The 24468-nt window shown below is 72.0% G+C and carries 21 protein-coding genes and 3 pseudogenes; 8 read left to right on the forward strand and 16 right to left on the reverse strand.

The genetic code is table 11. The features are described from left to right. Positions 1–17 precede the first annotated feature (17 nt). Entirely contained in the window at positions 18–416 is a 399-nt protein-coding gene (locus IEZ19_RS07795; protein WP_189310355.1) for a nuclear transport factor 2 family protein, read from the forward strand. Positions 417–446: 30 nt separating this feature from the next. On the opposite strand, the gene IEZ19_RS07800 is transcribed toward IEZ19_RS07795, so the two are convergent. The 5 genes from IEZ19_RS07800 to IEZ19_RS07820 all read right to left on the reverse strand — a co-directional run bounded on the left by IEZ19_RS07800 (position 447) and on the right by IEZ19_RS07820 (position 4356). Then, positions 447–599 (reverse strand): hypothetical protein, encoded by a 153-nt coding sequence (locus IEZ19_RS07800; protein ID WP_189310356.1) that lies wholly within the window; start codon positions 597–599, stop codon positions 447–449. Positions 600–653: 54 nt separating this feature from the next. Next, positions 654–1898, reverse strand: a complete 1245-nt coding sequence (locus IEZ19_RS07805; RefSeq protein ID WP_189310357.1) for an RNA polymerase sigma factor — start codon at positions 1896–1898, stop codon at positions 654–656. Beyond that, a complete protein-coding gene (locus IEZ19_RS07810) occupies positions 1895–2236 on the reverse strand; it encodes a YciI family protein (RefSeq protein WP_189310358.1) in 342 nt (113 codons plus the stop codon). The genes IEZ19_RS07805 and IEZ19_RS07810 overlap by 4 nt, the downstream gene beginning before the upstream one ends. Continuing rightward, positions 2233–2976, reverse strand: coding sequence for a nuclear transport factor 2 family protein (locus IEZ19_RS07815; protein WP_189310359.1), 744 nt, complete (start codon positions 2974–2976; stop codon positions 2233–2235). Before IEZ19_RS07815 ends, IEZ19_RS07810 begins: the two co-directional genes overlap by 4 nt. A 147-nt stretch (positions 2977–3123) precedes the next feature. Then, positions 3124–4356, reverse strand: a complete 1233-nt coding sequence (locus IEZ19_RS07820) for a cytochrome P450 family protein (RefSeq protein WP_229840045.1) — start codon at positions 4354–4356, stop codon at positions 3124–3126. 128 nt (positions 4357–4484) lie between these two features. On the opposite strand from IEZ19_RS07820, the pseudogene IEZ19_RS07825 reads away from it, so the two are divergent. The 3 genes and pseudogenes from IEZ19_RS07825 to IEZ19_RS50495 form a co-directional block, all read left to right on the forward strand. After that, positions 4485–5323 (forward strand): annotated as a pseudogene (locus tag IEZ19_RS07825) (class I SAM-dependent methyltransferase). Positions 5324–5611: 288 nt separating this feature from the next. Continuing rightward, positions 5612–6763 (forward strand): transcription termination factor Rho, encoded by a 1152-nt coding sequence (gene rho / locus IEZ19_RS07830; protein WP_189310361.1) that lies wholly within the window; start codon positions 5612–5614, stop codon positions 6761–6763. A 109-nt stretch (positions 6764–6872) separates the two neighbouring features. Continuing rightward, positions 6873–7709: pseudogene (locus IEZ19_RS50495) on the forward strand (D-alanyl-D-alanine carboxypeptidase family protein); the annotation flags it as partial. A gap of 59 nt (positions 7710–7768) precedes the next feature. On the opposite strand, the gene IEZ19_RS07835 reads toward IEZ19_RS50495, so the two are convergent. From IEZ19_RS07835 to IEZ19_RS07875, 9 genes and pseudogenes are all read right to left on the reverse strand, one after another. Further along, positions 7769–9103, reverse strand: coding sequence for a glycosyltransferase family 87 protein (locus IEZ19_RS07835; RefSeq protein ID WP_189310616.1), 1335 nt, complete (start codon positions 9101–9103; stop codon positions 7769–7771). 50 nt (positions 9104–9153) lie between these two features. Continuing rightward, on the reverse strand, positions 9154–10548 hold the full coding sequence (gene mptB, locus IEZ19_RS07840) for a polyprenol phosphomannose-dependent alpha 1,6 mannosyltransferase MptB (RefSeq protein ID WP_189310362.1): 1395 nt from the start codon (positions 10546–10548) through the stop codon (positions 9154–9156). Between the two features lie 178 nt (positions 10549–10726). Then, positions 10727–11665, reverse strand: a complete 939-nt coding sequence (locus IEZ19_RS07845; protein WP_189310363.1) for a glutaminase — start codon at positions 11663–11665, stop codon at positions 10727–10729. A 36-nt stretch (positions 11666–11701) separates the two neighbouring features. Then, positions 11702–13113 (reverse strand): annotated as a pseudogene (locus IEZ19_RS07850) (aspartate ammonia-lyase). A 156-nt stretch (positions 13114–13269) separates the two neighbouring features. Beyond that, positions 13270–14286, reverse strand: coding sequence for an asparaginase (locus IEZ19_RS07855; RefSeq protein WP_189310364.1), 1017 nt, complete (start codon positions 14284–14286; stop codon positions 13270–13272). 44 nt (positions 14287–14330) lie between these two features. Continuing rightward, positions 14331–15083 (reverse strand): FadR/GntR family transcriptional regulator, encoded by a 753-nt coding sequence (locus tag IEZ19_RS07860; RefSeq protein ID WP_189310365.1) that lies wholly within the window; start codon positions 15081–15083, stop codon positions 14331–14333. 149 nt (positions 15084–15232) lie between these two features. After that, positions 15233–16069, reverse strand: a complete 837-nt coding sequence (locus IEZ19_RS07865) for an undecaprenyl-diphosphate phosphatase (protein WP_189310366.1) — start codon at positions 16067–16069, stop codon at positions 15233–15235. 408 nt (positions 16070–16477) lie between these two features. Next, on the reverse strand, positions 16478–17191 hold the full coding sequence (locus IEZ19_RS07870; RefSeq protein ID WP_308428936.1) for a response regulator transcription factor: 714 nt from the start codon (positions 17189–17191) through the stop codon (positions 16478–16480). An 81-nt stretch (positions 17192–17272) separates the two neighbouring features. Further along, positions 17273–18127 carry a sensor histidine kinase gene (locus IEZ19_RS07875; RefSeq protein WP_189310367.1) on the reverse strand — a complete coding sequence of 285 codons (855 nt, stop codon included), beginning with the start codon at positions 18125–18127 and terminating at the stop codon, positions 17273–17275. Between the two features lie 138 nt (positions 18128–18265). Here IEZ19_RS07875 and IEZ19_RS07880 point away from each other — a divergent pair, with 138 nt between their 5' ends. The 4 genes from IEZ19_RS07880 (at position 18266) to IEZ19_RS07895 (ending at position 22229) form a co-directional block, all read left to right on the forward strand. Further along, positions 18266–18973: an ABC transporter ATP-binding protein gene (locus IEZ19_RS07880; RefSeq protein ID WP_189310368.1), complete on the forward strand. Its 708-nt coding sequence runs from the start codon at positions 18266–18268 to the stop codon at positions 18971–18973. Continuing rightward, positions 18970–21279, forward strand: a complete 2310-nt coding sequence (locus IEZ19_RS07885; RefSeq protein ID WP_189310369.1) for an FtsX-like permease family protein — start codon at positions 18970–18972, stop codon at positions 21277–21279. The genes IEZ19_RS07880 and IEZ19_RS07885 overlap by 4 nt, the downstream gene beginning before the upstream one ends. A gap of 127 nt (positions 21280–21406) precedes the next feature. Continuing rightward, positions 21407–21757, forward strand: coding sequence for a VOC family protein (locus IEZ19_RS07890; RefSeq protein WP_189310370.1), 351 nt, complete (start codon positions 21407–21409; stop codon positions 21755–21757). A 73-nt stretch (positions 21758–21830) separates the two neighbouring features. Beyond that, complete coding sequence (locus IEZ19_RS07895) at positions 21831–22229, forward strand: MarR family winged helix-turn-helix transcriptional regulator (RefSeq protein WP_189310371.1); 399 nt, start codon at positions 21831–21833, stop codon at positions 22227–22229. 209 nt (positions 22230–22438) lie between these two features. On the opposite strand, the gene IEZ19_RS07900 is transcribed toward IEZ19_RS07895, so the two are convergent. Further along, entirely contained in the window at positions 22439–23551 is a 1113-nt protein-coding gene (locus IEZ19_RS07900) for a hypothetical protein (RefSeq protein WP_189310372.1), read from the reverse strand. 57 nt (positions 23552–23608) lie between these two features. Then, complete coding sequence (locus IEZ19_RS07905) at positions 23609–24007, reverse strand: SseB family protein (protein ID WP_189310373.1); 399 nt, start codon at positions 24005–24007, stop codon at positions 23609–23611. Positions 24008–24468: the final 461 nt, after the last annotated feature.

Genomic DNA, 24468 nt, shown 5'->3' on the forward strand with positions numbered 1-24468 from the left:
TATGAGGTGGTGATTCGATGCGTGCGTTCCGCAAGGCGATCGAGGCACGGGATCTTGACGCCGTCGAGGCGCTGCTGGCCGAGGACGTCGTCTTCCGCAGCCCGGTCGTCTTCAAGCCGTACACGGGCAGGGCGATCACCGCGGCGATCCTGCGCGAGGTGGCGCAGGTCTTCGAGGACTTCCGGTACGAGCGCGAGCTCGCCGGTGCCGACGGCCGCGACCACGCCCTGGTGTTCACGGCTCGCGTCGGCGACCGGGAGCTGAGCGGCTGCGACTTCATCCAGGTCGACGAGGCCGGGCTCATCGCCGACCTGACGGTCATGGTCCGCCCGCTGTCGGGCGCCCACGCCCTGGCCGAGGCGATGGGCGCCCGCTTCGACCGCATCGCGCGGGAGGCGCAGGCCCGCTCCGCGTGAGCGACCGCACCAGGAGCGGCGCGGGACCGGTCAGCCCCACAGCCGCAGGGCGGCGAGCCAGAGTTCCGGGGTGCCGGGACCGCGGTCGGCCGGCGGTGGTTCCGGCGGGCGCTGTTCCCGGTGGCGCGACCGCGTGAGGGCGGCGAGCAGGCGTGCGGCGGGTCGTACGAAGGTGTCGGTCATGGGAGTCTCCGGTTGCGTCCGTCGGATCTCTTGCACCCCACCGACGAACCGGGCTCACGCGGATCGACACTCCGCGAGCCGCTTCTCGAGGAACCTTCGCTCCGCGTCGTTCTCGACGTCCTCCAGCGCCCGCGCGTACGCCTCCGCCGCCTCGCCCGTGCGGCCGAGGCGGCGGAGCAGGTCGGCGCGGGTGGCGGGCAGCAGGTGATATCCGGCCAGGTCGCCCTCCCGTTCCAGCTCCGCCACCAGGGCCAGGCCGGCCTCCGGTCCCTCGGACATGCCCACGGCGACGGCCCGGTTGAGGCGTACGACGGCGGAGGGCACATGGCGCAGGAGTGCGCCATAGAGCGCGGCGATGTCGGCCCAGTCGGTGTCCTCGGCCGTCGGGGCGGTGGTGTGGCAGGCCGCGATGGCGGCCTGGATCTGGTACGGGCCGGGCCTGCCCCGGCGCAGCGTCGTCTCCAGGAGGGCGGCGCCCTCGTCGATCTCGGCGCGGTCCCAGGCGGTGCGGTCCTGGTCCTCCAGCGTGACCAGGTCACCGGCCCCGTCGACCCGGGTGGCGCGGCGGGCGTCATGCAGGAGCAGCAGGGCCAGCAGGCCGAGCGTCTCGGGTTCGTCCGGCATGAGCCGGGCCAGGACGCGGGCGAGGCGGATGGCCTCGGCACACAGGTTCGTGCGCACCAGGTCGGCGCCCGCGGTGGCCGCGTAGCCCTCGTTGAACAGCAGGTAGAGCACGCCCAGCACCCCTGTCGTGCGCTCGGGCAGGAGGTGCGCGGGCGGGACGCGGTACGGAATGCCGGCGTTTCGGATCTTGCGTTTGGCCCGCACCAGGCGCTGCGCCATGGTGGCCTCGGGGACGAGGAAGGCGCGGGCGATCTCGGAGGTGGTCAGTCCGGCGAGGGTGCGGAGGGTGAGCGCGACGCGGGCCTCGAGGGGGAGTGCCGGGTGGCAGCAGGTGAAGATCAGCCGCAGCCGGTCGTCCCCGACCCCGCTGTCGTCGTCGTACGGCTCCCCGTCGCGCGTCAGCACGGCCACCTCCCGCAGTTTCTCCTTCCCCACCGCCTGTCTGCGCAGCACGTCCAGGGCCCGGTTGCGGGCGGTCGTGGTGAGCCAGGCGCCTGGGCGGCGCGGCACTCCGTCGCGCCGCCACCGGTCGAGGGCCTGGGCGAAGGCGTCCTGGGCGCACTCCTCGGCGAGGTCCCAGTCGCCGGTCACCCGGATCAGGGTGGCGACGACCTGGCCCCACTCCTCGCGGAAGGCGACCGCGACCGCCTCCTCGACGTCGTTCGTGTCGTTCACTCCCAGACCGGCCGCACCTCGACGGAGCCCCCGGCCAGTACGGCGGGGTGCCGGGAAGCGAGAGAGATGGCCTCGTCGAGGTCGGTGACCTCGACGATGTCGATGCCGGCGACGTACTCCTTGGACTCGGCGAACGGGCCGTCGCTGAGCAGGACTTCGTCGCCCTGGACGCGGACGGTGGTGGCGTCGGACCCTGGGCGCAGACGCGCACCGCCCCGTCCGATGCCTCGGCTGCGCACCTCGTCGATGTAAGCGGTGAAGCGCGGGTCGTCGGCGATCTCGGCCGGGCTCAGCTCCTCGCCGCCGGCCGGTGTGCAGATGAACAGCACGTACTTCACGGCCGCTCCTTCGTCACGCCGCCCTCGAGCGGCACCGAGAGGTGCTCGTGGTCGATGAGCCAGCGGAAGCCGGCGTCGCGGTAGCCGGTGGTCACCCGGACCACACGGTCCAGCGGTTCGCCGTCGCCGCGGGTGCCGCGCACCCGCACGAGGGCGTGGCTGAAGGCGCTGCCCTCGCCCGGCCGCACCCGCAGGGAGAGAACCTCCCGGTGGATCGGCCCGCTCAGCGTGGCAAACCATTCCGCCACGGCCTTGCGGAGGGCGTCAGTGCCGATCCGCACCTCGCCGTCGAGGAGACCGAACGCCTCGACGTCCGGGGCATAGCAGGCCATCGTCCGGTCGACGTCGCGCTCGAGCGCCGCCTCGGTCAGCTCGGCGTCGATGCGGCGGACGGCCGTCTCCGCGTCCTCGCCGCCCTCGTCCCAGAAGGGCCGCACCTCCATCGCGCCGATCGTCGCCACGGGGTGCTGCGCGGCGATCGCCACGGCCTCCTCCAGGTTCGCGCAGTCCACGACGTCGAACCCGGCGACGTACTCCTTCGTCTCGGCGAACGGGCCGTCGGAGCGCAGCACCTCACCGTCCCGCACCCGTACGGTGACCGCCTCGACGGGCAGGCGCAGCCGGTGGCCGTAGAGCCGCGCACCGCTGCGGACGCCGTGCTCCTCCACCCAGGGCTCGACGGGCGCCATGCCGGAGGCGTCGGCGGTGTCGTCGCCGCAGACCAGCAGCATGTACTTCATGGTTCCTCCCGGTGTTCATGAGCTTCCTGCACCCCACCGACGAACGGGAGCGACCCGGATCGACACCCCGGATCGACAAAGTACGCGCGGCACGAACCGCGCGAGCCGCCGACGCGCGGCAGGCCGCCCGGCCCGGCCCCTCCCGCGTCAGCCCACGAGCCGCACGGGAAGTGTCCGCACGCTGTTGCCGACGAAACTGGCGTGGCGGGCCAATGAGGCCTCCGGAACCGCGAGCTCGAGCCCGGGGAAGCGCGTGAACAGCCGCTCCAGCGCGATGGTCGCCTCCAGCCGGGCCAGCGGAGCGCCGAGGCAGTAGTGGGCGCCGTGCCCGAGCGACAGACTGCGTACCGCGTCCGGGCGTGCGGGACGCGTGACGTCGAAGCGGCCGGCGTCCGGGCCGTACGCGGCCGGGTCACGCCCGGCGGCGGAGTACCCGGCAAGGACGGGCGTGCCCGCCGGGATGAGCGTCCCGTCGACGGTCAGGTCCCGCACCGGATACCGGAACGGGAAGAAGCTGACCGGCGCGTCCCACCGCAGCGTCTCCTCCACCACTTCGCCCCAGCTCGCCTCGCCCGCGCGCACGTGGTCCAGCTGGTCGCGGTGCCCGCACAGCGCCCGGACGGCATTGGTGATCAGGTTGAGGGTCGTCTCGTGTCCGGCGACGATCATCAGCACGAGCGTGCCCATGAGTTCAGGTCGGCTCAGCCGGTCGCCGTCCTCGTCGTGGGCCGCGATGAGCGCACTCGTGAGGTCGTCGCCCGGCCGTTCCGCCTTGGCGGCCGCGATCTCGCCGAGGACGGCGACGAGTTCACGATTGGCGGCGACGGCCCGCTCGGGCGTGATGTCCGTGGCGACGACCTGGCTGGACAGCTGGTGCAGCCGGTCCCGGTAACGCGCGTCCACGCCGAGCAGTTCGCTGATGACGCCCATGGGAAGCGGCATCGCGAAGTGCCGCCGCAGGTCGGCGACTCCGCCTTCGGCCTCGGCCGCGCGGGCGAGGCCGTCGAGCAGGCAGGACGTCAACTTCTCTATGCCGGGCCGGAGTTCCTCCATCCTCCGCGCCGTGAACGCACTGCTCACGAGCGACCTGAGCCGACGGTGGTCGGCCCCGTCGGCGGCGGTCATCCCCTGTACCGTCGCGAAGGTCGCCAGCGGCCAGCCCTCGGGGATCCGCCCGTCCCGCAGCGCGGCGAAGTGCCGTGCGTTCTTGGCGACTCCGGGATGTGTGAGGAACTCCTTGAGTGCCGCGTGCCCGAGCACCGCCATCCCCTCGAGCTCGCCCGGAAGCATCACGGGCGCGACGGCGCCGCGCGTGAGCAGCCGGGCGTTGGCGGCGTGCGGGCAGCCACCGGCGGGGTCGAAGCGGTGCGGCGTGTCCACCGGAACTCCTCGGTACGGGAGGCGGGTTGACGTCGTACGGCGTTCGATTCTGCCGGGACGGCCGCGATCGTGCCAAACGGCGGCCGATCCGGCGCTCCTCCCACCGGTCACCGGCCGTTCGCGGTTGGATGACATCTGTGACCACCGACGACGAGCAGCGCCGGATGATGCGCGCCAACCAGGCCAACTGGGACGCCCGCACCCCGGTCCATGTGGCCAGCCGGTTCTACGCACTCCACGAACACCCGGACCCGACCGCTGGTTCGGCGCCTTCGAATGGAACGACCTCGAGGACGTGTCGGGCCTGGACGTGCTGCACCTGCAGTGCCACCTGGGCACGGAGACGCTCGCCTTCGCGCGGCGCGGGGCACGGACCGTGGGGCTCGACTTCTCCGAGGCATCGGTCATGGCCGCCCGCGGGATCGCGGAGAAGGCAGGGCTCGACGTCTCCTACGTCCGGGCCGACGTGTACGACGCCGTCGAAGCCCTGGAGGGGCGGCGGTTCGACGTCGTGTACACCGGGAAGGGTGCGCTGCGCTATCTGCCCGACCTCGAGCGCTGGGCGGACGTCGTCGCCCGGCTCCTGCGGCCGGGCGGGCGGCTGTACGTCGTCGAGTTCCATCCGCTGCTGAACGCGCTGGGTCCCAAGCCCGCGCCCGGCGAGGGCCCCGAACTGCTGCTGCTCCACGACTACCTGGGCGGTTCCGGCGCCGTGCACCGGGACGCGACCCACACCTACACCGACGGACCGGCCGTCGAGGGAGCGACCGACAGCTATGAGTGGATGCACGGAACAGGAGAGGTCGTCAACGCGTTGCTGGGTGCGGGGATGAGCATCCGCCGGCTGACGGAGAGCGACGAGCCCCCGTGGCCCCGCTGGCCGCGGATGGTCTGGACGGCCCCCGGCTGGTGGTGCCTTCCCGAGCCGCGGATCCCGCTCCTGTACGGTCTGCCGGCAAGCCGCTGAGGCGTCTCCCACAGCCGCGCGCCCACCCCGAGTGGTAGAGTGCGGTCAGCGCTTGTGTACGCCCCGTTGCGGGCGCCGGTGCCAGTTCTTCCTCAGACCGCTGAACCGCCCACCGTTTCGGTCGGCACCTCAGCCTTTCCGCACACCTCGTGAGCAGGGGTCGTAGCACCGCCGTACCCGAGGTGTTCTCCGCCGCCGAGCGCGTTCGTACGCCCTCGTTCCGCGGCTCCTCCCCCCTCTTCCGCATGCCTGATGCCAGGCCACCCGTCCGTGAAAGGACCACTCATCATGACCACCACACTCGAACACCCTCCCGTGGAACAGCAGTCCAAGGCCCTCCGGCTCGTCACCGGTGTCCTCGACATCGACGCGCAGGGGAAGGGGCAGCTGCGGGCGGCCGAGAGCCTCCTGGCCTCGCCCGCCGACCCCCAGGTGTCCCCGGCGCTGATCCGCCGGTACGGGCTGCGCAAGGGCGACCTCGTCGAGGGCGTCCGCGGCGCGCAGCGCTCCCTCACCGAGATCGGGCATGTCAACGGCCGTGCGCCCGAAGAACTGGGCGGCCGCCGTCAGTTCCGCGACCTCACTCCGCTGCACCCGAGCGAGCGGATCGGCCTCGAACACCCCGCGGCGGGTCTGGCCGGGCGGGTCACCGACCTGTTCGCGCCCGTCGGCAAGGGCCAGCGCGGGCTCCTCGTGGCGCCGCCGAAGACCGGCAAGACCGTGCTGCTCCAGCAGATCGCGGCGGCCGTCGCCGGCAACCACCCCGAGTGCCGCCTGATGGTGCTGCTCCTCGACGAGCGTCCCGAGGAGGTCACCGAGATGCGGCGCTCCGTGCGCGGCGAGGTGTACGCCTCGACGTTCGACCGGGCACCCAGGCAGCACATCGCGCTCGCCGACCTCGTCGTCGAACGGGCCAAGCGGCTCGTCGAGGACGGCGAGGACGTCGTCATTCTGCTGGACTCCCTCACCCGGCTGTGCCGGGCCCACAACAACGCGGCCGCCTCGGGAGGCCGCACCCTGAGCGGTGGCGTCGACGCGGCGGCGCTGCTCGGACCCAAGAGGTTCTTCGGCGCCGCGCGCCACGCCGAGGAGGGCGGATCGCTCACGATCCTCGCCACCGCGCTGGTGGACACCGGCTCGCGTGCCGACGGCTACTTCTTCGAGGAGCTCAAGAGCACGGGCAACATGGAGTTGCGCCTCGACCGCGAGCTGGCCTCGCGCCGGCTGTTCCCGGCCGTCGACCTCACTCCGTCCGGCACCCGGCGCGAGGAACTCCTGCTGTCCACGGCCGAGTTGACGGCCGTACGCGGCCTCAGGCGCGCCCTGCAGTCCCGGGACGGCGGTCCGGCCGGCCTGGAGACGCTGCTGGAGCGGATGCGGGAGACCCCGGACAACGCGACGTTCCTGCGCCGGATCCGGCCGACGCTGCCGGCGGACTGACCGAACGGTGGCGCGCCCGGGCGGGCCACGTGCGGCATCCGGGTTGCTCATCGAACCCGTTCGGCCCGGCCGGCGTGGCGTGGGGCGACGCCATTCCTAGGTTGATCGTATGCCTATCGGATTCTCCTCTCGTGTGGCCGTGTCGGCCTGCGCCCTGTGCGTGGCAGGCGTCCTGGCGCTCACACCACCCGCGGCCGCCGCCCGCTCCGGCGGCACGGAGCCCAGCCCACCGGGCGGACAAGCGGCCTCGGCGCCGAAATCGGCCCTCCTCTACCGCTCGGGGACGCAGGTGAGGCCGCACACCGATGCCCCTGCCGTGCCGGAGGTCTCCGCGCTGTCGTGGCTGGTCGCCGACGCCGGCACCGGCGACGTGCTGGCCGCGAACGACGCGCACCGGAAGCTGCCCCCGGCCAGCACCCTCAAGACGCTGTTCGCCCTCACCGTGCTGCCGGCCCTGCCCGCCGGCGTCCGGCACACCGTGACCGAGGAAGAGCTGGCCGGCGTCGGCCCCGGCAGCAGCCTGGTCGGCGTCGAGGAGGGGCACACGTACGAGATCGCCGACCTGTGGCGCGGAGTCTTCCTCAGCTCGGGCAACGACGCCGTCCACGTCCTGGCGGCGCTCAACGGCGGCTGGCAGACCACGGCCCAACGGATGCAGGTCAAGGCACGCGCCCTGGGCGCCCGCGACACCCATGTCGTCTCACCCGACGGCTACGACGCCCCCGGCCAGGTGTCCTCCGCGTTCGACCTGGCCGTCTTCGGTCGGGCCGGGCTGCGCAACCCGGACTTCGCCCGATATTGCTCCACCGCCTCGGCCGGATTCCCGGGCGACGGCGGGTCGTACGGCATCGAGAACACAAACCGGCTGCTGACCGGCCACGACGGCGTGGCGCCGTACCCGGGCCTGATCGGCATCAAGAACGGCTACACCAGCAACGCGGGCAACACGCTCGTGGCCGCCGCGCACCGCGGCGGCCACACCCTCGTGGTGACGGTGATGAACCCTCAGGAGGGCGGCGGGTTCGCCGTGTACGAGGAGGCACGGGCGCTGCTCGACTGGGGCTTCGCCGCCGCCGGGCACGTCGATCCGGTGGGCTCGCTCGACGCGCTGCGCGCCGCGTCCAAGCCGGCACCGGTGCCGGCTCCGGCGGCGGCCGCGTCGTCGGTGCCCGACGACGGATCCGGCTGGCCGGGCACGGGCGCCATCGCGGGCATGGCCGGGCTGGGCGCCGGAGCCGTGGCACTGGCGCTGCGGGTCAAGGCCGCGCGGTCCGCACGCGGCTGACCCACCGGCAGCCAGAACAGCAGGCCGAGCGTGATCCACGTGTAGGTGTTGCTGCCGAGGAACCCGTCGACGCCGGAGGCGTCCTCGAACCACAGCCACACCACGCTGGTGCACAGCACCGCGTAGAGGGCGCCCGCGACGCGCGGGTACCCGGCGCGCGCCAGTACGGCGAACGACGGCAGCAGCCAGACCAGATGGTGCACCCAGGTGATCGGGCTGACGAGGCAGGCCGTGAGACCGGTGAGGGCGAACGCGGCGATCCAGTCCCCGGCCGCGACGGCCCGGCGCGCCCGCCACGCCCACACGCACAGCACGAGCAGGACCGCGGTCGCCCACAGGGGCCGCTCCGTTTCGCCCAGCCGGGCCAGCACGCCCTGCAGCGACTGGTTCGACACATAGTCGAGCCGGCCCACCCGGCTGGTGTCCCACAGCGCCTCGGTCCAGTAGAAGCGCGAGGCCGCGGGGTCCGCCCAGGCCGCGAGCGCGGTCGCGCCCAGGGCGACGGCCGTCGCGACCGCGGCGGCGCGCCACCGGCGGGTGAGCAGCAGCAGGCCGATGAAGACGGCGGGCGTGAGCTTGATCGCGGCGGCGAGCCCGATGCCGACCCCCGCCCAGCGGCCCCGGCCGGTCGACAGCAGCCAGCTGTCGCCGAGGACAAGGGCCAGCAGCAGGAGGTTCACCTGGCCGAAGCTGAAGGTGTCGCGCAACGGCTCGAACAGGGCGAGCCCGCACAGGGCCAGGCACCAGCCGTACCAGCCGTACCGCCGCCAGTGCGGCCCGGCCAGAATCCGCAGCACGACCGCCAGCGCCGCCAGGTTGAACAGCAGGGCGACGGCGATCGCGGTGTGCAGACCCATCAGGGCCATCGGCAGCATGCCGACCGCGGCGAACGGCGGGTAGGTGAAGCCGTACGCCGTCCCGGGCACCCGGTAGTCGTAGATCCACCCGCCGTGGTGGACCCAGGTGTCGACCGCCCCGTAGTAGACGCGCAGGTCGAACCAGTCACGCAGCAGCGGCACGGTCACCGTGAAGGCGGTGACGACGGCGGCCAGCATCAGGACGAGCAGCAGCCGGCCCCGGTCGGTCGCGGGCCACTTCGGCGCCTTCACGCCGTACGCTCCATGGCCGGGGCCTGAGTGGCCTGGTGGGCCTGCCACAGGACGACCACGGCGAGCACTCCGCCCGAGACGGCCAGCACCAGTTGGCCGGTGTCCACGGGCCCGCCGCTCGGCATCACGCCGAGGGCGAGTGCGCCGGTCACGGCCGCGACCCGGTGCCGCACCGAGGTGGTGGGCGCGGCGGCCGCGATCAGGAACAGACCCCACAGCGCGTACCAGGGACGGATCGCCGGGCCGAACGCGGCCACCACGGCGAGGCTGAGGCCGAGCGCGTACACCGGGCGCGGGCGCAGCCGCAGCCATATGAAGAGCACGGCGGCGGCGGTCACGGCCAGGCCGAGCACGTGCCAGGCCGGCACGGCCAGCGGCGCCAGATCGCTGCCGAGGTGTTCGAGCAGCGCGCCGGTGGCGCGGCCGAGCAGACTGGTGAGCGCCCAGTTGTGCGGGGAGACGGGGGTGTCCAGGGCGCCGATCCAGCCGTATCCCGTACCAGCGACGGCCGTGGCCGCCACAGTGGTCGCCGCGGCCGTGGCCGTGGTCGTCAGCACGGCCCGCGCCGGGCGGCGGCCCGCGTGCACCTGGACGACCACCACCGCGAGGAGCCCGAGTGCGGCGGGCGCCTTGACCAGGGCGGCGAGCGTGACGAGGACGGCGCCCAGCACCGGCCACCGGCCGAGCGCCGCGACCAGGCCGAGACCGAGCAGACCGAGCATGATCGCGTCGTTGTGGGCGCCGGCGACCAGGTGCAGCAGGACGAGCGGGTTGAGGGCTCCCAGCCACAGGGCGGCGGCCGGGTCGGCTCCGCTGTGCCGGGCCAGACGGGGCAGCGCGGCCGCCATCAGGGCGACACCGAGCAGGGCGACGAGCCTCATCCCGAAGAGTCCGGCGGGCAGTTCACCGCGGGTGAGCGCGGACAGGGCGGAGGCGAGGCCGAGGAACGCGGGGCCGTACGGGGCGGCGGTGTGCTGCCAGACCGGGGCGACCTCGTCCGCGAGCGGGCCGCCGAGCTGCGCGGGTCCGTGCGCGTACACGTCGATGTGCGCATCGACCATGGCACCCTGCGCGAGATAGCTGTACACGTCCCGGCTGAACAGCGGCGGCGCGAGCAGCAGCGGGGTCGCCCAGAGGGCGAGGACGAGGAGCAGGGCGCGCGGGGTGGGCGGTTCGTCGCTGCGCACGAGGCGGCCGAGCAGTGCCCAGGCCGCTATCAGCAGGACGACGCCGAAGTAGACCCCGACCAGTCCGAGGACCGCCTGGGCCGAGGCGGGGGCCAGGAGATCCTCGACAGGCAGGGCACCGGCCGTCTCACCACCCAACGCGAGAAAGGCGGTACCGGCCAGACCGAGTACCTGGCAGCGGCGGAGATCGACGGGGAAAGCCATGGCCAACACTCGGGAATCGTGTCAACACGGGGTGGCCGGAAGGCGACGAGCGGCCTTCTGCGCGGCAGCCGACGTGTGACCTCTGTGTGCGGCAGCCGGCGAAAGACCTGCGTGTGGCGGGGTGACTGTGCGTTCCTGACTACGAGTTCACCGACGCATGTCGACAAGTCCACTTGTCTCAGAACACCGACAGTCCCGTCAGCGTCGTGAATCCGTCCAGCGCCGCCACCCCCGCCACCGAGTTGCCGCGCTCGTCCAGGCCCGGGCTCCAGACACACAGGGTGCAGCGGCCCGGGACGACGGCGATGATGCCGCCGCCCACACCGCTCTTGCCGGGCAGCCCGACCCGGTAGGCGAAGTCACCCGCCGCGTCGTACGTCCCGCACGTCAGCATCACCGCGTTGACCTGCTTGGCCTGGCTGCGCGTGAGCAGCCGGGTGCCGTCGGCGCGGATGCCGTGCCGGGCCAGGAAGGTGGTGGCCAGAGCGAGGTCGGCGCAGGAGGCGGCGACGGAGCACTGGCGGAAGTACTGGTCGAGCAGCACCGGCACCGGGTTGTCGATGTTGCCGTACGACGCCATGAAATGGCCGAGGGCCGCATTGCGGTCGCCGTGCGTGGCCTCGGAGGCGGCGACCTCCCGGTCGAAGTCCAGTTCCGGGTTGCCGCTCTCCGCCCGCAGGAACGTCAGCAGCTCCCCGGCCGCGTCTCCGGTACGGGTCTGGAGGCGGTCGGTGACGACGAGCGCGCCCGCGTTGATGAAGGGGTTGCGCGGAATGCCGTTCTCGTACTCCAGCTGGACCAGGGAGTTGAACGGGTTGCCGGAGGGCTCACGGCTCACGTGCTCCCAGAGTTCGTCGCCCTCGCGGGCCAGGTCGAGGGCGAGGGTGAAGACCTTGGTGATGGACTGCGTCGAGAACGGCTGCCGCCAGTCCCCCACCCCGTAGACCGTGCCGTCCAGCTCGGCGACGGCCATGCCGAAGCGACGCGGATCGCACGCGGCGAGCGCCGGGATGTAGTCGGCGGGACGCCCGCGGCCCGGCGTCCGGTCCACTTCCTCGGCGATGCGCTCCAGGACCGGCAGGTAGGTGAGCGACGACGTCGTTGCCATGATCACCATTGTGCCTCCGGGCCGGCCCCGGCGCGTTGTGGCAGATCAGGCGGCAGGCGCACCGCTGCCCGCGACGGTCTCGGGGCGCAGCAGATCGGCTGGGGTCTCGGCGGGCAACAGCCTCTTCTCCAGGACGAGTTCGGCCACGCCCCGGCCGGTGGTGAGGGCCTCCCTGGCGATGTCGGTCGCGGCCATGTACCCGATGTGCGGGTTGAGGGCGGTGACCAGACCGATGGAGTTCTCGACGCTCGCGCGCAGGGCCTCGGTGCTGGCGGTGATGCCGCAGACGCAGCGCTCGGCGAGGGTCGGGCAGGCGTTGCGCAGGTGCGCGACGCTCTTGGACAGGGAGTGCAGGATGACCGGCTCGAACGCGTTGAGCTGGAGCTGTCCGGACTCGGCGATCATGGTGATGGCGACGTCGTTGCCGATCACCTCGAAGGCGACCTGGTTGACCACCTCGGGGATCAACGGGTCGACCTTGCCGGGCATTGATGCTCGAACCGGCCTGCACCGGCGGCAGATCGATCTCGCCCAGGCCCGCGCGCGGCCTCGAGGACAGCAGGCGCAGGTCGTTGCAGCTCTTGGAGAGCTTGACGGCGATGCGTTTGAGGACGCCGGACATCTGGACGAACGCGCCGCAGTCCTGGGTGGCTTCGACCAGGTTGGCCGCGGCGACCAGCGGCAGGCCGGTGATGCCGGCGAGGTGGCGGCGGGCCGATTCGGCGTATCCCGCAGGCGCGTTGAGGCCCGTACCGATGGCCGTGGCGCCCAGGTTGATCTCATGGATCAGCTCGAGGGCCTCCGCGAGCCGGCCGCGGTCCTCGTCGAGCATGACGGTGTACGCCGAGAACTCCTGCCCCGGCCTCATCGGCACCGCGTCCTGGAGCTGGGTACGCCCCATCTTCAGGACCTCGCGGAACTCGACGGCCTTGTGGGCGAAGGCGTCCTGGAGCACGGCCATCGCCTTGAGCAGGCCGTGCACCGCGAATACGGTCGCGATCTTGACGGCGGTCGGGTAGACGTCGTTGGTGGACTGGCTGAGGTTGACGTCCTCGTTGGGGTGCAGGTACCGGTACTGCCCCCTCGCGTGACCCTGCAGCTCCAGCGCCCGGTTGGCGACGACCTCGTCGGCTTTCATGTTCGTCGAGGTGCCGGCGCCGCCCTGGATGACGTCGACGACGAACTGGTCGTGCAGCTTTCCGGCGCGGATCTCCCGGCAGGCGCGCGACGATCGCGGCGGCCTTTCCCGGCGCCGGCAGGCCGAGTTCCTCGTTCGCGAGGGCGGCGGCCTCCTTGACGGCGGCCAGGGCGTCGATCAGATGCGGGTACGCGGAGATCGGGGTGCCGGTGATGGGGAAGTTCTACGTCGCGCGCAGGGTGTGGACACCCCAGTACGCGTGGGCGGGGACGTCACGGTCGGCGAGCAGGTCGTGCTCGCGTCGGGTCGCGGCGGTCATGAGGGCGGGGGTCCTCTTTCGGGGTACGGAGGTGAGTGCGCCCCCGCAAGGGGCGCGGGCGGTATCGACTTGCGGCTCCGCCGCGTGGGCGCGACCAGCCACACGCGGCTCGCAGACCGGCGGCGGCCCGCAGTTCCTCATCGGGAATCGGCAGAACTACGCGCAGGCAGTGAGCGGAGCCGGGTCAAGCGCACGCACCGGACGAACGCATCCCACCGGCTCCCCTCCCCCGAGCAGCGGCTCACCCGCGAACTCGGTCAGCAACTCGGGGTCCACGCCCGCGCGAGCGAGCGCGGCCGCCGCGACCGGGATGCGCGCCCGGTTCGCTCCGTCGGCGATCTTGACCGCGACGGCACGACCGTCGGGCAGTGCGGCGACCTGGACGCCCTCGAAGCCGTCCTTGGCGAGCAGCCCGGGCACGGCCCGCATCAGCGCGGCGACGTCCCGTCCGGCGCCGGAGGCCATTTCGGCGTGCTCGCGCATCGCATCGGCGACACGCGCCTCGGGGGTGCCGGGCGCGGCCGAGGCGACACGGGCGAACGCGCGGGCCAGGCCGTGCAGAGAGACGGCGAACAGGGGCGCACCGCATCCGTCGACCGTGACCCGGGCGACGCGCTGACCGCTGAGGTCCTCGACGCTCTCGGCGATCGTCTGCTGGAGGGGGTGGGCCGGGTCGAGGTAGTCGTCCAGGGACCAGCCGTTGAGCTTGGCCGTGCAGAGCATGGCGGCGTGCTTGCCGGAGCAGTTCTGGGCGAGCCGGGAGGGCAGCCGGCCCGCGCGCACCCAGTTGTCGCGTACGGCGGGGTCGTACGGCATGTCGGTGACGTTGCGCAGGTCGTCCTCGGCGAGGCCGGCGAGGACGAGGATGCGGCGGGTGCCGGCGAGATGCCGTTCCTCGCCGGAGTGGCTGGCGGCGGCCAGCGAGAGCAGGTCGCCGTCGAGCGGCAGACCCGCCCGCACCATGGCCACGGCCTGGACGGGCTTGAGTGCCGAGCGCGGGTAGAAGGCGGCCTCGATGTCGCCGAGCTGGAACTCGACGTCGCCGTCGGCGCCGAGGACGACGACGGAACCGTAGTGGATGCCCTCGACGACTCCGCCGCGTATGAGGTGGGCGACGGGGGCGTGGAGGGGTTCGCGGACGAGGGGTGCGTCCGCGGGAGAGGTGCTGTACATGGCTGTCCGGCTCACTGGTGGGGTGGAGTGGGCTCGCGTGGGGTTCACGCGTCGGCCCGGCCTGGTGCGGTGGTGTCCGCGCGTTCTGCGGTCGTGTCTCCGCGCGAGGAGCGCACGATGTCGGTGAGGGTCGTCTCGACCCGGTCGAGGTGGTGGCTCATGGCCTCCACCGCGTCGTGCTCGGAACCGTCGGCCAGCGCCTCGACGATCGCCCGGTGCTCGCGGTTGGACTGCTCGCGGCGGCCGCCCAGTTCGTTGAGGAAGGCCGACTGCCGTGCGAGCGCGTCCCGGATCTCCTCGATCAGCCGACGGAATACCGGGTTCTGCGCGGCCTCGGCCACGGCGAGGTGGAAGAGGGTGTCCATCGCGACCCATGCGGTGGTGTCGGTCTCCCGCTCCATACGGTCCAGGAGGTGGGCCAGGCGGTCGAGGTTCTCCGGGGTGCGGCGCAGCGCCGCGTACCCGGCGACGGGGATCTCGATATGGCGGCGCACCTCGAGCAGGTCGCTGGCCGCGTAGTCGCCGAACGTGGGGTCCTCCACGGCACTGGCGACGACGAAGGTGCCCTTGCCGGTCTTGGAGACCGTCAGGCCCATCGTCTGCAGGGCCCGCAGCGCCTCGCGCAGCACGGGCCGGGAGACCTCGAGCGTGCGGCACAGCTCCGCCTCGGACGGGAGCTTGTCGCCTATGGCGTACTCGCCGCGCTCGATGGCGTTGCGGAGGTGGGCGAGCACCGCTTCCATCGCGCTGACGCGCCGCGGTCCGGAGCCACCTGTCTGGCTGTCTGACAGGTTCACGTGTTGATGGTCCGGTGGGACGGGGCCGCTGTCAAGGTGAGGCGAGGTGACAGGGGTCTCAGGCGTGAAAGGACGACGGGCGTGAAGCCTGTCGTGGAGGCTTCACGCCCGGGACGGTCGACCGGCGACGGTCGGATCTCCGAACTGTCTCAGCCGTCGAGGGCGCCCGTGGCCAGAAGACCGAAGAGGGCCACACCGATGACGATCCGGTAGAGCACAAAGGCGTTGAAGGAGTGCTTGGCGACGAACTTCAGCAGCCAGGCGATGGAGGCGTAGGCCACGACGAAGGAGACCACCGTGCCGACGACCAGCGGCGCGGCGCCGACACCCGCACCCAGGGCGTCCTTGAGTTCGTACAGGCCGGCGCCGGTCAGAGCCGGGATGCCGAGGAAGAACGAGAGACGGGTGGCGGCCACCCGGTCCAGGTCGAGGATGAGCGCCGTGGACATGGTGGCGCCGGAGCGGGAGAAGCCGGGGAAGAGCAGCGCGAGGATCTGCGAGCAGCCGACCAGCATCGCGTCCTTGAACGAGGTGTCGTCCTCACCCCGCTTGTGCCGGCCCATCTGGTCGGCCGCCCACATCACACCACTGCCCACGATCAGCGAGCCCGCGACCACCCAAAGAGAGGCGAGGGGGCCGTCGATGAGGGGCTTGGCGGCCAGGCCCACCAGGACGATCGGGATGGTGGCGTAGATCACCCACCAGGCGAACTTGTAGTCGTGGTGGTAGCGCTCCTCCCGGTTGCGCAGACCGCGGCCCCAGGCGGAGACGATCCGCACGATGTCCTTGAAGAAGTACACGAGCACGGCGGCGATGGCGCCGACCTGGATGACGGCCGAGAACCCGACGACGGACTGGTCGTCGACGGGGATGCCCATGAGCCCCTCGGTGATCTTGAGGTGGCCGGTGGAGGAGACGGGCAGGAACTCGGTCACCCCCTCGACGACTCCGAGGACGACGGCTTGACCGACGGAGATGGCGCTCATGGGATCCAGTTCTGAGAAGTGGGTCGACAGTGCTGTAGACAGTCTTACTACGCCGGGGTGCGAGGCAAGCACCTACGCCCGGACGTCGAGGCAAGTACCTGCGCCCGGACGCTGTTGGGGGCCGCGGCTCCGACGAACGCGCCCTGAGCCCCGCCGCCGGACTCGCGAGAGGTTGGCGGCAGCGTAGAGGGCGGTGCCACCCTCGGTCAGCCTGAGCATCTCGCACGAGAAGGCCGAGGCGCCGTCGGGTCCCCGCGCAGCACGGGTGACCACCAGCAGTTGAACGGCCAGCCGGTGACGTTCACCACGTCAGTTCACAACGACTTCTTACCCTCAGTGCCCGTTATGCCCGCTTCCTCCGGGCGTCCGAACAGCCGCGCCCTGGGCCGGGGAACAGGTTGCCGGCGCTCAGCGCTCCCCTGCTCTGACCAGTCCCGTCTCATAGGCGAGGACGACGGCCTGGGCGCGGTCGCGCAGTCCCAGCTTGGCGAAGATGCGGGCCACGTGGGACTTGACGGTGGCCTCGCTGAGGCAGAGCTCCGCGGCCAGTTCGGTGTTGGACAGGCCGCGCCCCAGCCACGTCAGGACCTCGCGCTCCCTGGGTGTGAGGACGACGAGGTCGGCGTGCACGGCGGGTGCCCGGCCGGCCTCGGCGGCGTAACGCTCGACCAGACGCCGGGTGATCGACGGCGCGAGCAGCGCGTCGCCCGTGTCGACCAGCCGTACGGCGGCGGCCAGGTGTTCCGGGGTGACGTCCTTCAGCAGAAAGCCGCTGGCACCGAGCGTGAGGGCCTCGTACACGTACCGGTCCAGGTCGAAGGTGGTGAGTATCAGAACCCGGCAGTCGGGGTGCCGTTCCAGGATGCGCCGGGTGGCCTCCAGGCCGTCCATGTTCGGCATGCGGATGTCCATCAGCACGACGTCCGGCCGCAGTTCACGCACCGCCGCCACGGCCTCGGCGCCGTCGGCCGCCTCGCCCACCACCTCGATGCCGCGGGCGTTCAGGATCAGCCGGAAGCCGGTCCTGATCAAGGTCTGGTCGTCGGCGATCAGCACGCGGGGCACACGTGCGGGATCGGTGACTGGTACGGGTGGTCCTTCCGGGTGCGTTGCGGGTGTCATCGGTGGTCCTTCCACGGACGAAGCGGTTCGCCGGGCGGCCTGGCGGAGGTGTCGAGGAGGCCTGCGTCGGTGCGCCCGGGTTCACGGCCGGTCCAGCGGTATGCGGGCCCGGACGCGGTAGCCGCCGCCTAGGCGGCGCCGCGCGTCCAGGTCGCCGCCGTACACCGCGACGCGCTCGCGCAGGCCCAGCAGTCCGCGTCCCGTGCCCGGCCCGGGGCGCGCGGGCAGCGGCACCACGGCGCCGGTCAGCACGCTCGGGCCGGTGTTGAGTATCTCGACGCGCAGGGCATGGTCGGCGTACCGCACCGTCACCTCCGCCTTGCCGCCGTCACCGTGCCGCATGGCATTGGTCAGAGCCTCCTGGATGATGCGGTAGGCGGTCACCTCGATGCCCTGCGGGAGCGGGCGCGGCTCGCCGGATATCCGTACGTCGACGGGCAGTCCGGCGAACGATATACGGTCGACGAGTGCGCCGAGCCGGTCCAGACCGGGCTGCGGTGCCAGGTCCGTGCCCGGGCCCGGGTCGTCGGCACGTCCCGTGCCCGGGTCGGTGTCCTCGCCGGTCGGTGACGGCGCCAGCAGGCCGAGCAGATGGCGCAGGTCGGTCATCGCGCCGCGTCCCGTGTCCTCCACGGCGCGCAGGGCGACGGCCGCCTCGTCGGGCATGGTGCCCAGGACCTCGCGGGCGGCGCCGGCCTGGACGACCATGAGGCTCACGTTGTGGCTGACGATGTCGTGCAACTCCCGGGCGATCCGGTCGCGTTCGGCCGCGACCGCGGTCCGCGCGGCGCTCTCCCGCTCGCGCTCCAGCAGCCAGCCGCGCTCCCCCACCGCCGTCAGCCACCGGCGCCGGGTGCGCACCAGCGCGACCGCGAGCACAACGACAGCCGCGCACGCCACCGCGAACGCCGCTGCCCACACGTCCCGTTCCCCCATGGCCTCACTCTCGCAGAAGACTCCGACCACCGCATCGGCCTGTGGATACAGCGCCCTGCATCTCCGGGATGACATCCCGCCGAGGTGCCGTCCGGGGACGGATGCCGTCTGCCGGGTCGCGCGTCTAGCGTCCTGTGCATGGTCGATGAGGTGGGAACGGGAGAGACCGTCGTACGGCTCGACGGTGTGCGCAAGGAGTACGGCGAGACGGTCGCGCTGGACGGGCTGTCGCTGGAGATCCGGGCCGGGGAGGCGGTCGCGGTGATGGGGCCCTCGGGATGCGGGAAGTCCACTCTGCTCAACATGATCGCCGGACTGGACCGCCCGTCGGGCGGCACGGTCCTCGTACACGGGGAGAACGTCGGGGAGTTGAACGAGAAGGGCCTCGCGCTGTACCGACGGCGCCGGATCGGCATGATCTTCCAGTTCTTCAACCTCGTCGACGACCTGTCGGCGCTCGACAACGTCGCCCTGGCCGCCCAGTTGACCGGCAGCCCGGCCCGCCAGGCCCGCCGCCGCGCCCTGGAGCTGTTCGAGGAGCTGGGCATCGCGGATCGCCGCAACGCCTATCCGGCAGTCCTCAGCGGAGGTGAGCGGCAACGCGTCGCCGTGGCACGAGCGTTGATGAACCGCCCCGCTCTCCTGCTGGCCGACGAACCGACCGGCGCGCTGGACAGCCGGGCCGGAGAGCAGGTGATGGACCTGCTGCTGGACCTCAACCAGATCGGTCAGACACTGGTCCTGGTCACGCACGACGAGCATCTGGCCAGGCGCTGTGCGAGCCGGCTGGTGCAGGTCGCGGACGGCCGGGTGACCGGCGAGCACAGTCTGGAGCCGTCCGCATGAGGGCGGTGTGGCGGGCCGCCCGGGCGGCCGTGCGTCGACGCGGGCTGCAGACGCTGGTCATCTGGCTGGTGGCTCTGGTGTCGACAGGGTCGATCGTGGTCGCGCTGGGGCTGGTCGACGCGGCGACGGCACCTTTCGACCGCGTCTTCGGAAAGCAGCGGGGGCCGCATGTCGTGGCTGCCTTCGACCGGAACAAGGTCTCGGACGACCGGCTCACACGCGCGGCAGAGCGGTCGGGGACCGCGGCGGTGGCCGGGCCGTTCCCGCAGGCGACGATGGAGATTCCACGCGGGGCGGGCGACTTCGGCCTCGGCGGCGAGGTCACCGTGGTGGGCCGGCCTGGACCCGGCGGCCCGGTGGACCGGGTCGACCTGTGGGCGGGCAGGTGGCCCACCCGGCCCGGCGAGATGGTCCTGAACCGGCAGTCCGACTGGACCGCCGACGACCTGGGCAAGCAGTTCAGGGTGCCGTCGGGGCCCACGCTCACCATCGTCGGGTTCGCCTTCGACCTGAGTGACACAGCCGACGTGTGGGTCGCACCCGACCAGATCGAGGCCCTGCACCCGACCGGGACACAGATGCTGTTCCGGTTCCGGGACGCGTCGTCGGAGAATCGATTGCGCGCGCAACTGGCCGAGGTGACCGCAGGGTTGCCGAAGGGCACTCTCGCCGGGGCGCAGACGTATCTGTCGCTCAAGCACCGGGTCGGCAGCAACGCGCGTGCCTACGCCCCCTATCTCATGGCATTCGGCATCCTCGGCATCCTGGTTGCCGTGCTGATCGTCGCCAACGTGGTCGGCGGGGCCGTGGTCTCCGGGTTCCGGCACATCGGCATCCTCAAGGCACTGGGGTTCACACCGGGGCAGGTGCTGACTGTCTACCTGGTGATGATCTCCGTACCGGCCGTCCTGGGCTGCGCGCTCGGAACCCTCGCCGGGAACCTGCTGGCCCAGCCGTTCTTCCGGTTCGTGTTCACCGGGCCGAACTCGGGGGTGCTGCGCGACAGCGTAGGAATCGCGCCCTGGGTGAACGTACTCGCCCTGCTCGGTATGCCGTTCGTCTGCGTGCTCGCCGCGCTCGGTCCCTCGATGCGGGCACGCGCGATGCCGGCGGCGCGAGCGATCAGCACGGGCAGTGCGCCACGTACCGGGCGGGCGCTCGGCGTCCAGCGGCGTCTGGCCGGTGCACGGTTGCCGCGATCGGTGAGCCTCGGGGCGGGACTGCCCTTCGCCCGTCCGGCACGCAGCGCGCTCACCCTGGCCGCCGTGGTCCTGGGTGTGACGACGGTGACGTTCGCGACCGGCCTGGCGGCGACGATGACCGGCCTCGGGACCGCGGGGACGCACGCGTACGACGTCACCGTGTACGTCGGCAGCCACCGGCATGGCAAGGAGGTACGACCGGTGCACAGCGACCGGGAAATCCAGTCGCTGCTCGGCTCGTTGCCGGGTGCGACCCGGGTCACGGCGCGGTCGGACGACGACGCGGTACTGGTCGGCTCCACGCAGCGGGTGATGTTCGAGGGCCGGCGCGGCGACCTCCCCCTGGACAGTGTCCTGGCCCGGGGCCGCTGGATGCACCGCACCGGCGAGGTGGTGGCCGGCTCGGCGTTCCTGCGCCGCAACGGGGTGCACGTCGGGGATCACCTGCGACTGCGCAAGGGCGGCCGCGAAGTGGACCTGACGGTCGTCGGCGAGACGATGTTGGACAACGACCGGCTGATCGCCGGTGCGTGGCCGACGGCCGTCGCTTTGATGCCGGACGTGAAGCCCATCGCCTACCACGTCAAGCTGGGCGACGGCGTGGATCAGGAGAGGTACGCGCGCGCGGTCCGGGCGGCCGACCCGGGCCTGTCACCTCAGCTGAGAGGCCCGAACAACATCACGCGCACCATCGTCGGCTCGGCGACCGCGCTCACGCTGGCGCTGGCCCTGATCGCCTCGCTCGGTGTCTTCAACACAGCCGTCCTCAACACCCACGACCGGCGGCGTGACCTCGGCATGCTGAAGTCGATCGGCATGACACCACGCCAGGTCACGGTGATGACAGTGACGTCGATGGCGGTGCTCGGCGCGCTGGGATCCGTGCTCGGCATCCCGCTGGGCATCGCGGCCTACGAGCTGGTGATCCCGCGCATGACGGGAGCGATCGACATCGCTCTGCCGTCGTACATGACGGACGTCTGGCACGCCCCCGAGCTGGCCCTGCTGGCGCTGGCCGGACTGGTGATCGCGGTGCTCGGTGCGTTCGTTCCCGCCCGCCGGGCGGCCCGGCTGACCGTCGCGGAGGTGCTGCGCAGCGAGTGACGGCGGGCCCTGGGGCATGGGCTCAGGAAGCGGTCAGGATCTGAGAAGCCGTACCGGGCCTCCCCGCCCTAGCGTGAAAGCACCGACGGATCACGTCGGCCCACACGGCAAGAAGGAGTGAGTTGGCATGACCGCCGGACTCAAGACGATCGTCTACCCCGTCAAGGACATCGACCAGGCGAAGGCTCTGTTCAAGATCTTGCTGGGGGTGGAGCCCTACGCGGACGAGCCCTACTACGTCGGCTTCAAGGACGCCGGGCAGGACATCGGGCTCGACCCGAACGGACACGCCAGGGGCATGACCGGACCGGTGCCGTTCTGGCACGTCACGGATCTCCGGGGGAGGCTCGCGGCGCTGCTGGAGGCGGGTGCCGAACTGCTCGAGGACGTGCGGGACGTCGGTAACGGCCGGCTGATCGCCTCGGTCAAGGACGCCGACGGCAACCTCATGGGGCTGCTCCAGGACCCGGCCGCCTGAGTCTCGAGCGGCCGCATGCACCCGCACTAGTTGCACACTCAACAACTGGCTGGATCGGTGTTACCGTGCGGGTATGGCAGTCAAGACGGCCGAGACCCGGCTCGAGGAGCGCTGGCGGGACATCCTGTCGGTGCACGCGCGCACGATGTGCGAGATCGACCGGGTGCTGCACCCGTACGGTCTGGGCGCGAGCGACTTCGAGGTGCTCGACATCCTCGCCTCCGAGTCGCGCCAGGAGGGCGACCAGTGCCGGGTGCAGAACCTGGTCGGCCGGGTTCACCTCAGCCAGAGTGCCCTGTCCCGGCTGATCGGGCGCCTGGAGAAGGACGGTCTGGTCGAGCGATCGATCTGTGCCGAGGACCGGCGAGGCGTATGGGTCGCGCTCACCCGCAAGGGCCGCGACCTGCACACCGAGGTCCAGCCGCTGCAGCGGGCGGTGCTGGAGCGGATGCTGGCGGGCCAGGAGAGCTGACCGACGAGGCTGGTTCGGGCCGGGAGGGCTTCGGCTCCGCCGGGGAAGGCTTTGGCTCCGCCCGGGATGCCCTCGGTTTCAGGGCCGGTTCCGGCTTCGGCCTCGGTTGCAGATCCGGCGCGTGTTCGTCTGTGAACGGCGAGTCGAGGGCGCCCGCCCACGCCTGACGGCTTGCTCGCGTTCTCGGGCTCCCCCCGCGGCCAGGTGGATCACCCCTGCGCAGGCGACGGCTTCTGCCCGCCCTCCCCAGGACGGCGGTCTCTCGGGCGGCGGGGTGGGATCGGGGTCGACGGGAAGTCGCGGGGGCCGGTCCACAGGGCCGGGACGGCGTCACTGCGGCGGCACAGTTCGTAGGCGACGGCCTCGTAGTTGACGCGCCAGCCCTGGAAGTGCGGCCAGGCCTCCTTGGTCGAGCGCTCGGCGTGGAAGCCCGCCGCCTCCAGCATCTCCGCCGCCGCGTCGAACTCGACGAACGTCAGCTGGATCGCGGCGTCCGGTGCCGGGTCGGCGTCGAACGGGAAGCGCAGCCCTCGGGAGATGTCGTGCAGGGCGGTGAACCCGGCGCGCAGCACCAGGCGGGCCTCCGGCGGCGCGGAGTTCGGGGTGAGCGACAGTTGCACGGCCGCCGCGTCCATCACGGCGATGAGCCCGACGAGCCAGCTCAAGTGCGGGCGAGGCGAGCGGAACGTCAGCAGGACCGGGTACGTGGAGTGGCTCTCGCCCATGTCCGCGGCGAGGCGCTCCCAGGAACGGTAGAGCTCGGGCAGCGCCGTCTCCGTGTCGACCAGCCACTGCCGGGCCAGGATCTCCGGTCCCCAGGCGGGCTCGCCGGCGCGGGACTGCAGGAGGGTCACCTCCAGTTCGCGGCGGTTGTAGGCGGCGTACAGGGTGGGCAGGTAGGCGATCTGCAGGGCGATGAGGACGGGACCGGTGGCCGCGGCCATGAAGTCCAGCACCGAGAGTTTCAGCCGGTCGCCGCTGGCGAAGCCGAGCGTGAACAGGCTGGACCCCGCCTCGCGGAAGGAGGTGGCCCAGGACAACGGCGAGAAGGCGTAGAGCAGGAGCCCGTACGCGAGCAGGGCTCCTGCCAGCCAGGTGACGAGCATGCCGATGAGCATCAGCGGAGCGAGCCAGGTCTGCGCACGGTCCACGGCCTCGTAGCCGCCCCGGAACGCCGTGAGCCGCAGCAGTCGCCGCAGGACCCACCACAGCCGGAACACCAGCATCGAGTACAGACCGCGGGGCACCACCAGGGTCCGCAGGATGCTGCCCAGGACCACTCCGAGCACCACGGCGCCGGCCACGCCGGAGATCCATTCCATGCAGACATTCTGACCCGGCGCCGAGACGGGCTTCCTGTGCGGTGCCGCCCGGAACGGTCAGCGGGCGGCCAGCGTGTGTATGCCCTCCGAGGTGAGCACCAGGCCGTGGTCGGAGCCGGCATCGACGGCGAGCGCCGGGGCGTCGTCCGGCCACTGCGCCGCGAGGGCGCCGAGAGGCACCAGCCGGTAGCGGGAGACGGCCGGCAGCAGCTCGGCCAGGTCCGCCTCCGAGGTGAACACGGGTACGACGGGTTCTCCCCCGGGTCGTTCCAGGACCGGTACGGCGAGCGCCGTGGGGTCGGTGACGTCCGTGTCCGGAATGTCGTCGGGCACGGGGACCAGGACGTCGCTGTTCGCGAGCGCGTCGAGGGCGGCCGGGTCGGCAGCGTCCGCGGCCAGTGCGTCGAGCGCCCGCCGGGCCGGCGTCGGGAGGTCGTCGTGGGCGGGTGTCGTCATGGCGGATCCCCTGGTAGCGGCGGTCGTACGGCCCGCCCGGACCCCTCGGCCACGGGCGCGGCCCCCACCGCGTACCCGGCAGCGCCCGGGACATGCATGCAGGCTTCGAGCACCTCGCCGGGACGGTGGTCCTGCACGTTTCCGCCACACCCCGGGTACGGGGTCCTGCGGTTTCCGCCACGCGTCCTGGTTCGCCGTCCCATCGATCTTCGGCTCCCCGCCGGGAGGCCCGTCCCGCACATGACCGCCACCTCGCCAGGACGCCCACCCTGCAGATCCCCATCACCTCGCCGCGCTGCCGATCCCGTGGTTCTGCGCTACGCCGCCGCGATGGAAGCGCCCGGTGCCCGGAGGGTTCCGCATCGGTCTCCCGCATCCAGGTACCCGCGCCCTGAAATCCCTCTTGACGGTTAATGAGCATGAACTCGTAATCGTTTTCAGGGATCAGAGGTTGATGGTCG

Origin of the sequence: Streptomyces brasiliensis, from assembly GCF_014647875.1 — a bacterium.
Lineage (GTDB): Bacteria > Actinomycetota > Actinomycetes > Streptomycetales > Streptomycetaceae > Streptomyces > Streptomyces brasiliensis.

Coding starts and splice junctions, on each gene's coding strand:
- IEZ19_RS07795 (WP_189310355.1), top strand. CDS start 18: ATGCGTGCGTTCCGCAAGGCGATCGAGGCACGGGATCTTGACGCCGTC.
- IEZ19_RS07800 (WP_189310356.1), bottom strand. CDS start 599: ATGACCGACACCTTCGTACGACCCGCCGCACGCCTGCTCGCCGCCCTC.
- IEZ19_RS07815 (WP_189310359.1), bottom strand. CDS start 2,976: ATGAAGTACATGCTGCTGGTCTGCGGCGACGACACCGCCGACGCCTCC.
- rho (WP_189310361.1), top strand. CDS start 5,612: ATGACCACCACACTCGAACACCCTCCCGTGGAACAGCAGTCCAAGGCC.
- IEZ19_RS07835 (WP_189310616.1), bottom strand. CDS start 9,103: ATGCTGGCCGCCGTCGTCACCGCCTTCACGGTGACCGTGCCGCTGCTG.
- mptB (WP_189310362.1), bottom strand. CDS start 10,548: ATGGCTTTCCCCGTCGATCTCCGCCGCTGCCAGGTACTCGGTCTGGCC.
- IEZ19_RS07845 (WP_189310363.1), bottom strand. CDS start 11,665: ATGGTGATCATGGCAACGACGTCGTCGCTCACCTACCTGCCGGTCCTG.
- IEZ19_RS07855 (WP_189310364.1), bottom strand. CDS start 14,286: ATGTACAGCACCTCTCCCGCGGACGCACCCCTCGTCCGCGAACCCCTC.
- IEZ19_RS07865 (WP_189310366.1), bottom strand. CDS start 16,069: ATGAGCGCCATCTCCGTCGGTCAAGCCGTCGTCCTCGGAGTCGTCGAG.
- IEZ19_RS07870 (WP_308428936.1), bottom strand. CDS start 17,191: ATGACACCCGCAACGCACCCGGAAGGACCACCCGTACCAGTCACCGAT.
- IEZ19_RS07875 (WP_189310367.1), bottom strand. CDS start 18,127: ATGGGGGAACGGGACGTGTGGGCAGCGGCGTTCGCGGTGGCGTGCGCG.
- IEZ19_RS07880 (WP_189310368.1), top strand. CDS start 18,266: ATGGTCGATGAGGTGGGAACGGGAGAGACCGTCGTACGGCTCGACGGT.
- IEZ19_RS07885 (WP_189310369.1), top strand. CDS start 18,970: ATGAGGGCGGTGTGGCGGGCCGCCCGGGCGGCCGTGCGTCGACGCGGG.
- IEZ19_RS07890 (WP_189310370.1), top strand. CDS start 21,407: ATGACCGCCGGACTCAAGACGATCGTCTACCCCGTCAAGGACATCGAC.
- IEZ19_RS07895 (WP_189310371.1), top strand. CDS start 21,831: ATGGCAGTCAAGACGGCCGAGACCCGGCTCGAGGAGCGCTGGCGGGAC.
- IEZ19_RS07900 (WP_189310372.1), bottom strand. CDS start 23,551: ATGGAATGGATCTCCGGCGTGGCCGGCGCCGTGGTGCTCGGAGTGGTC.
- IEZ19_RS07905 (WP_189310373.1), bottom strand. CDS start 24,007: ATGACGACACCCGCCCACGACGACCTCCCGACGCCGGCCCGGCGGGCG.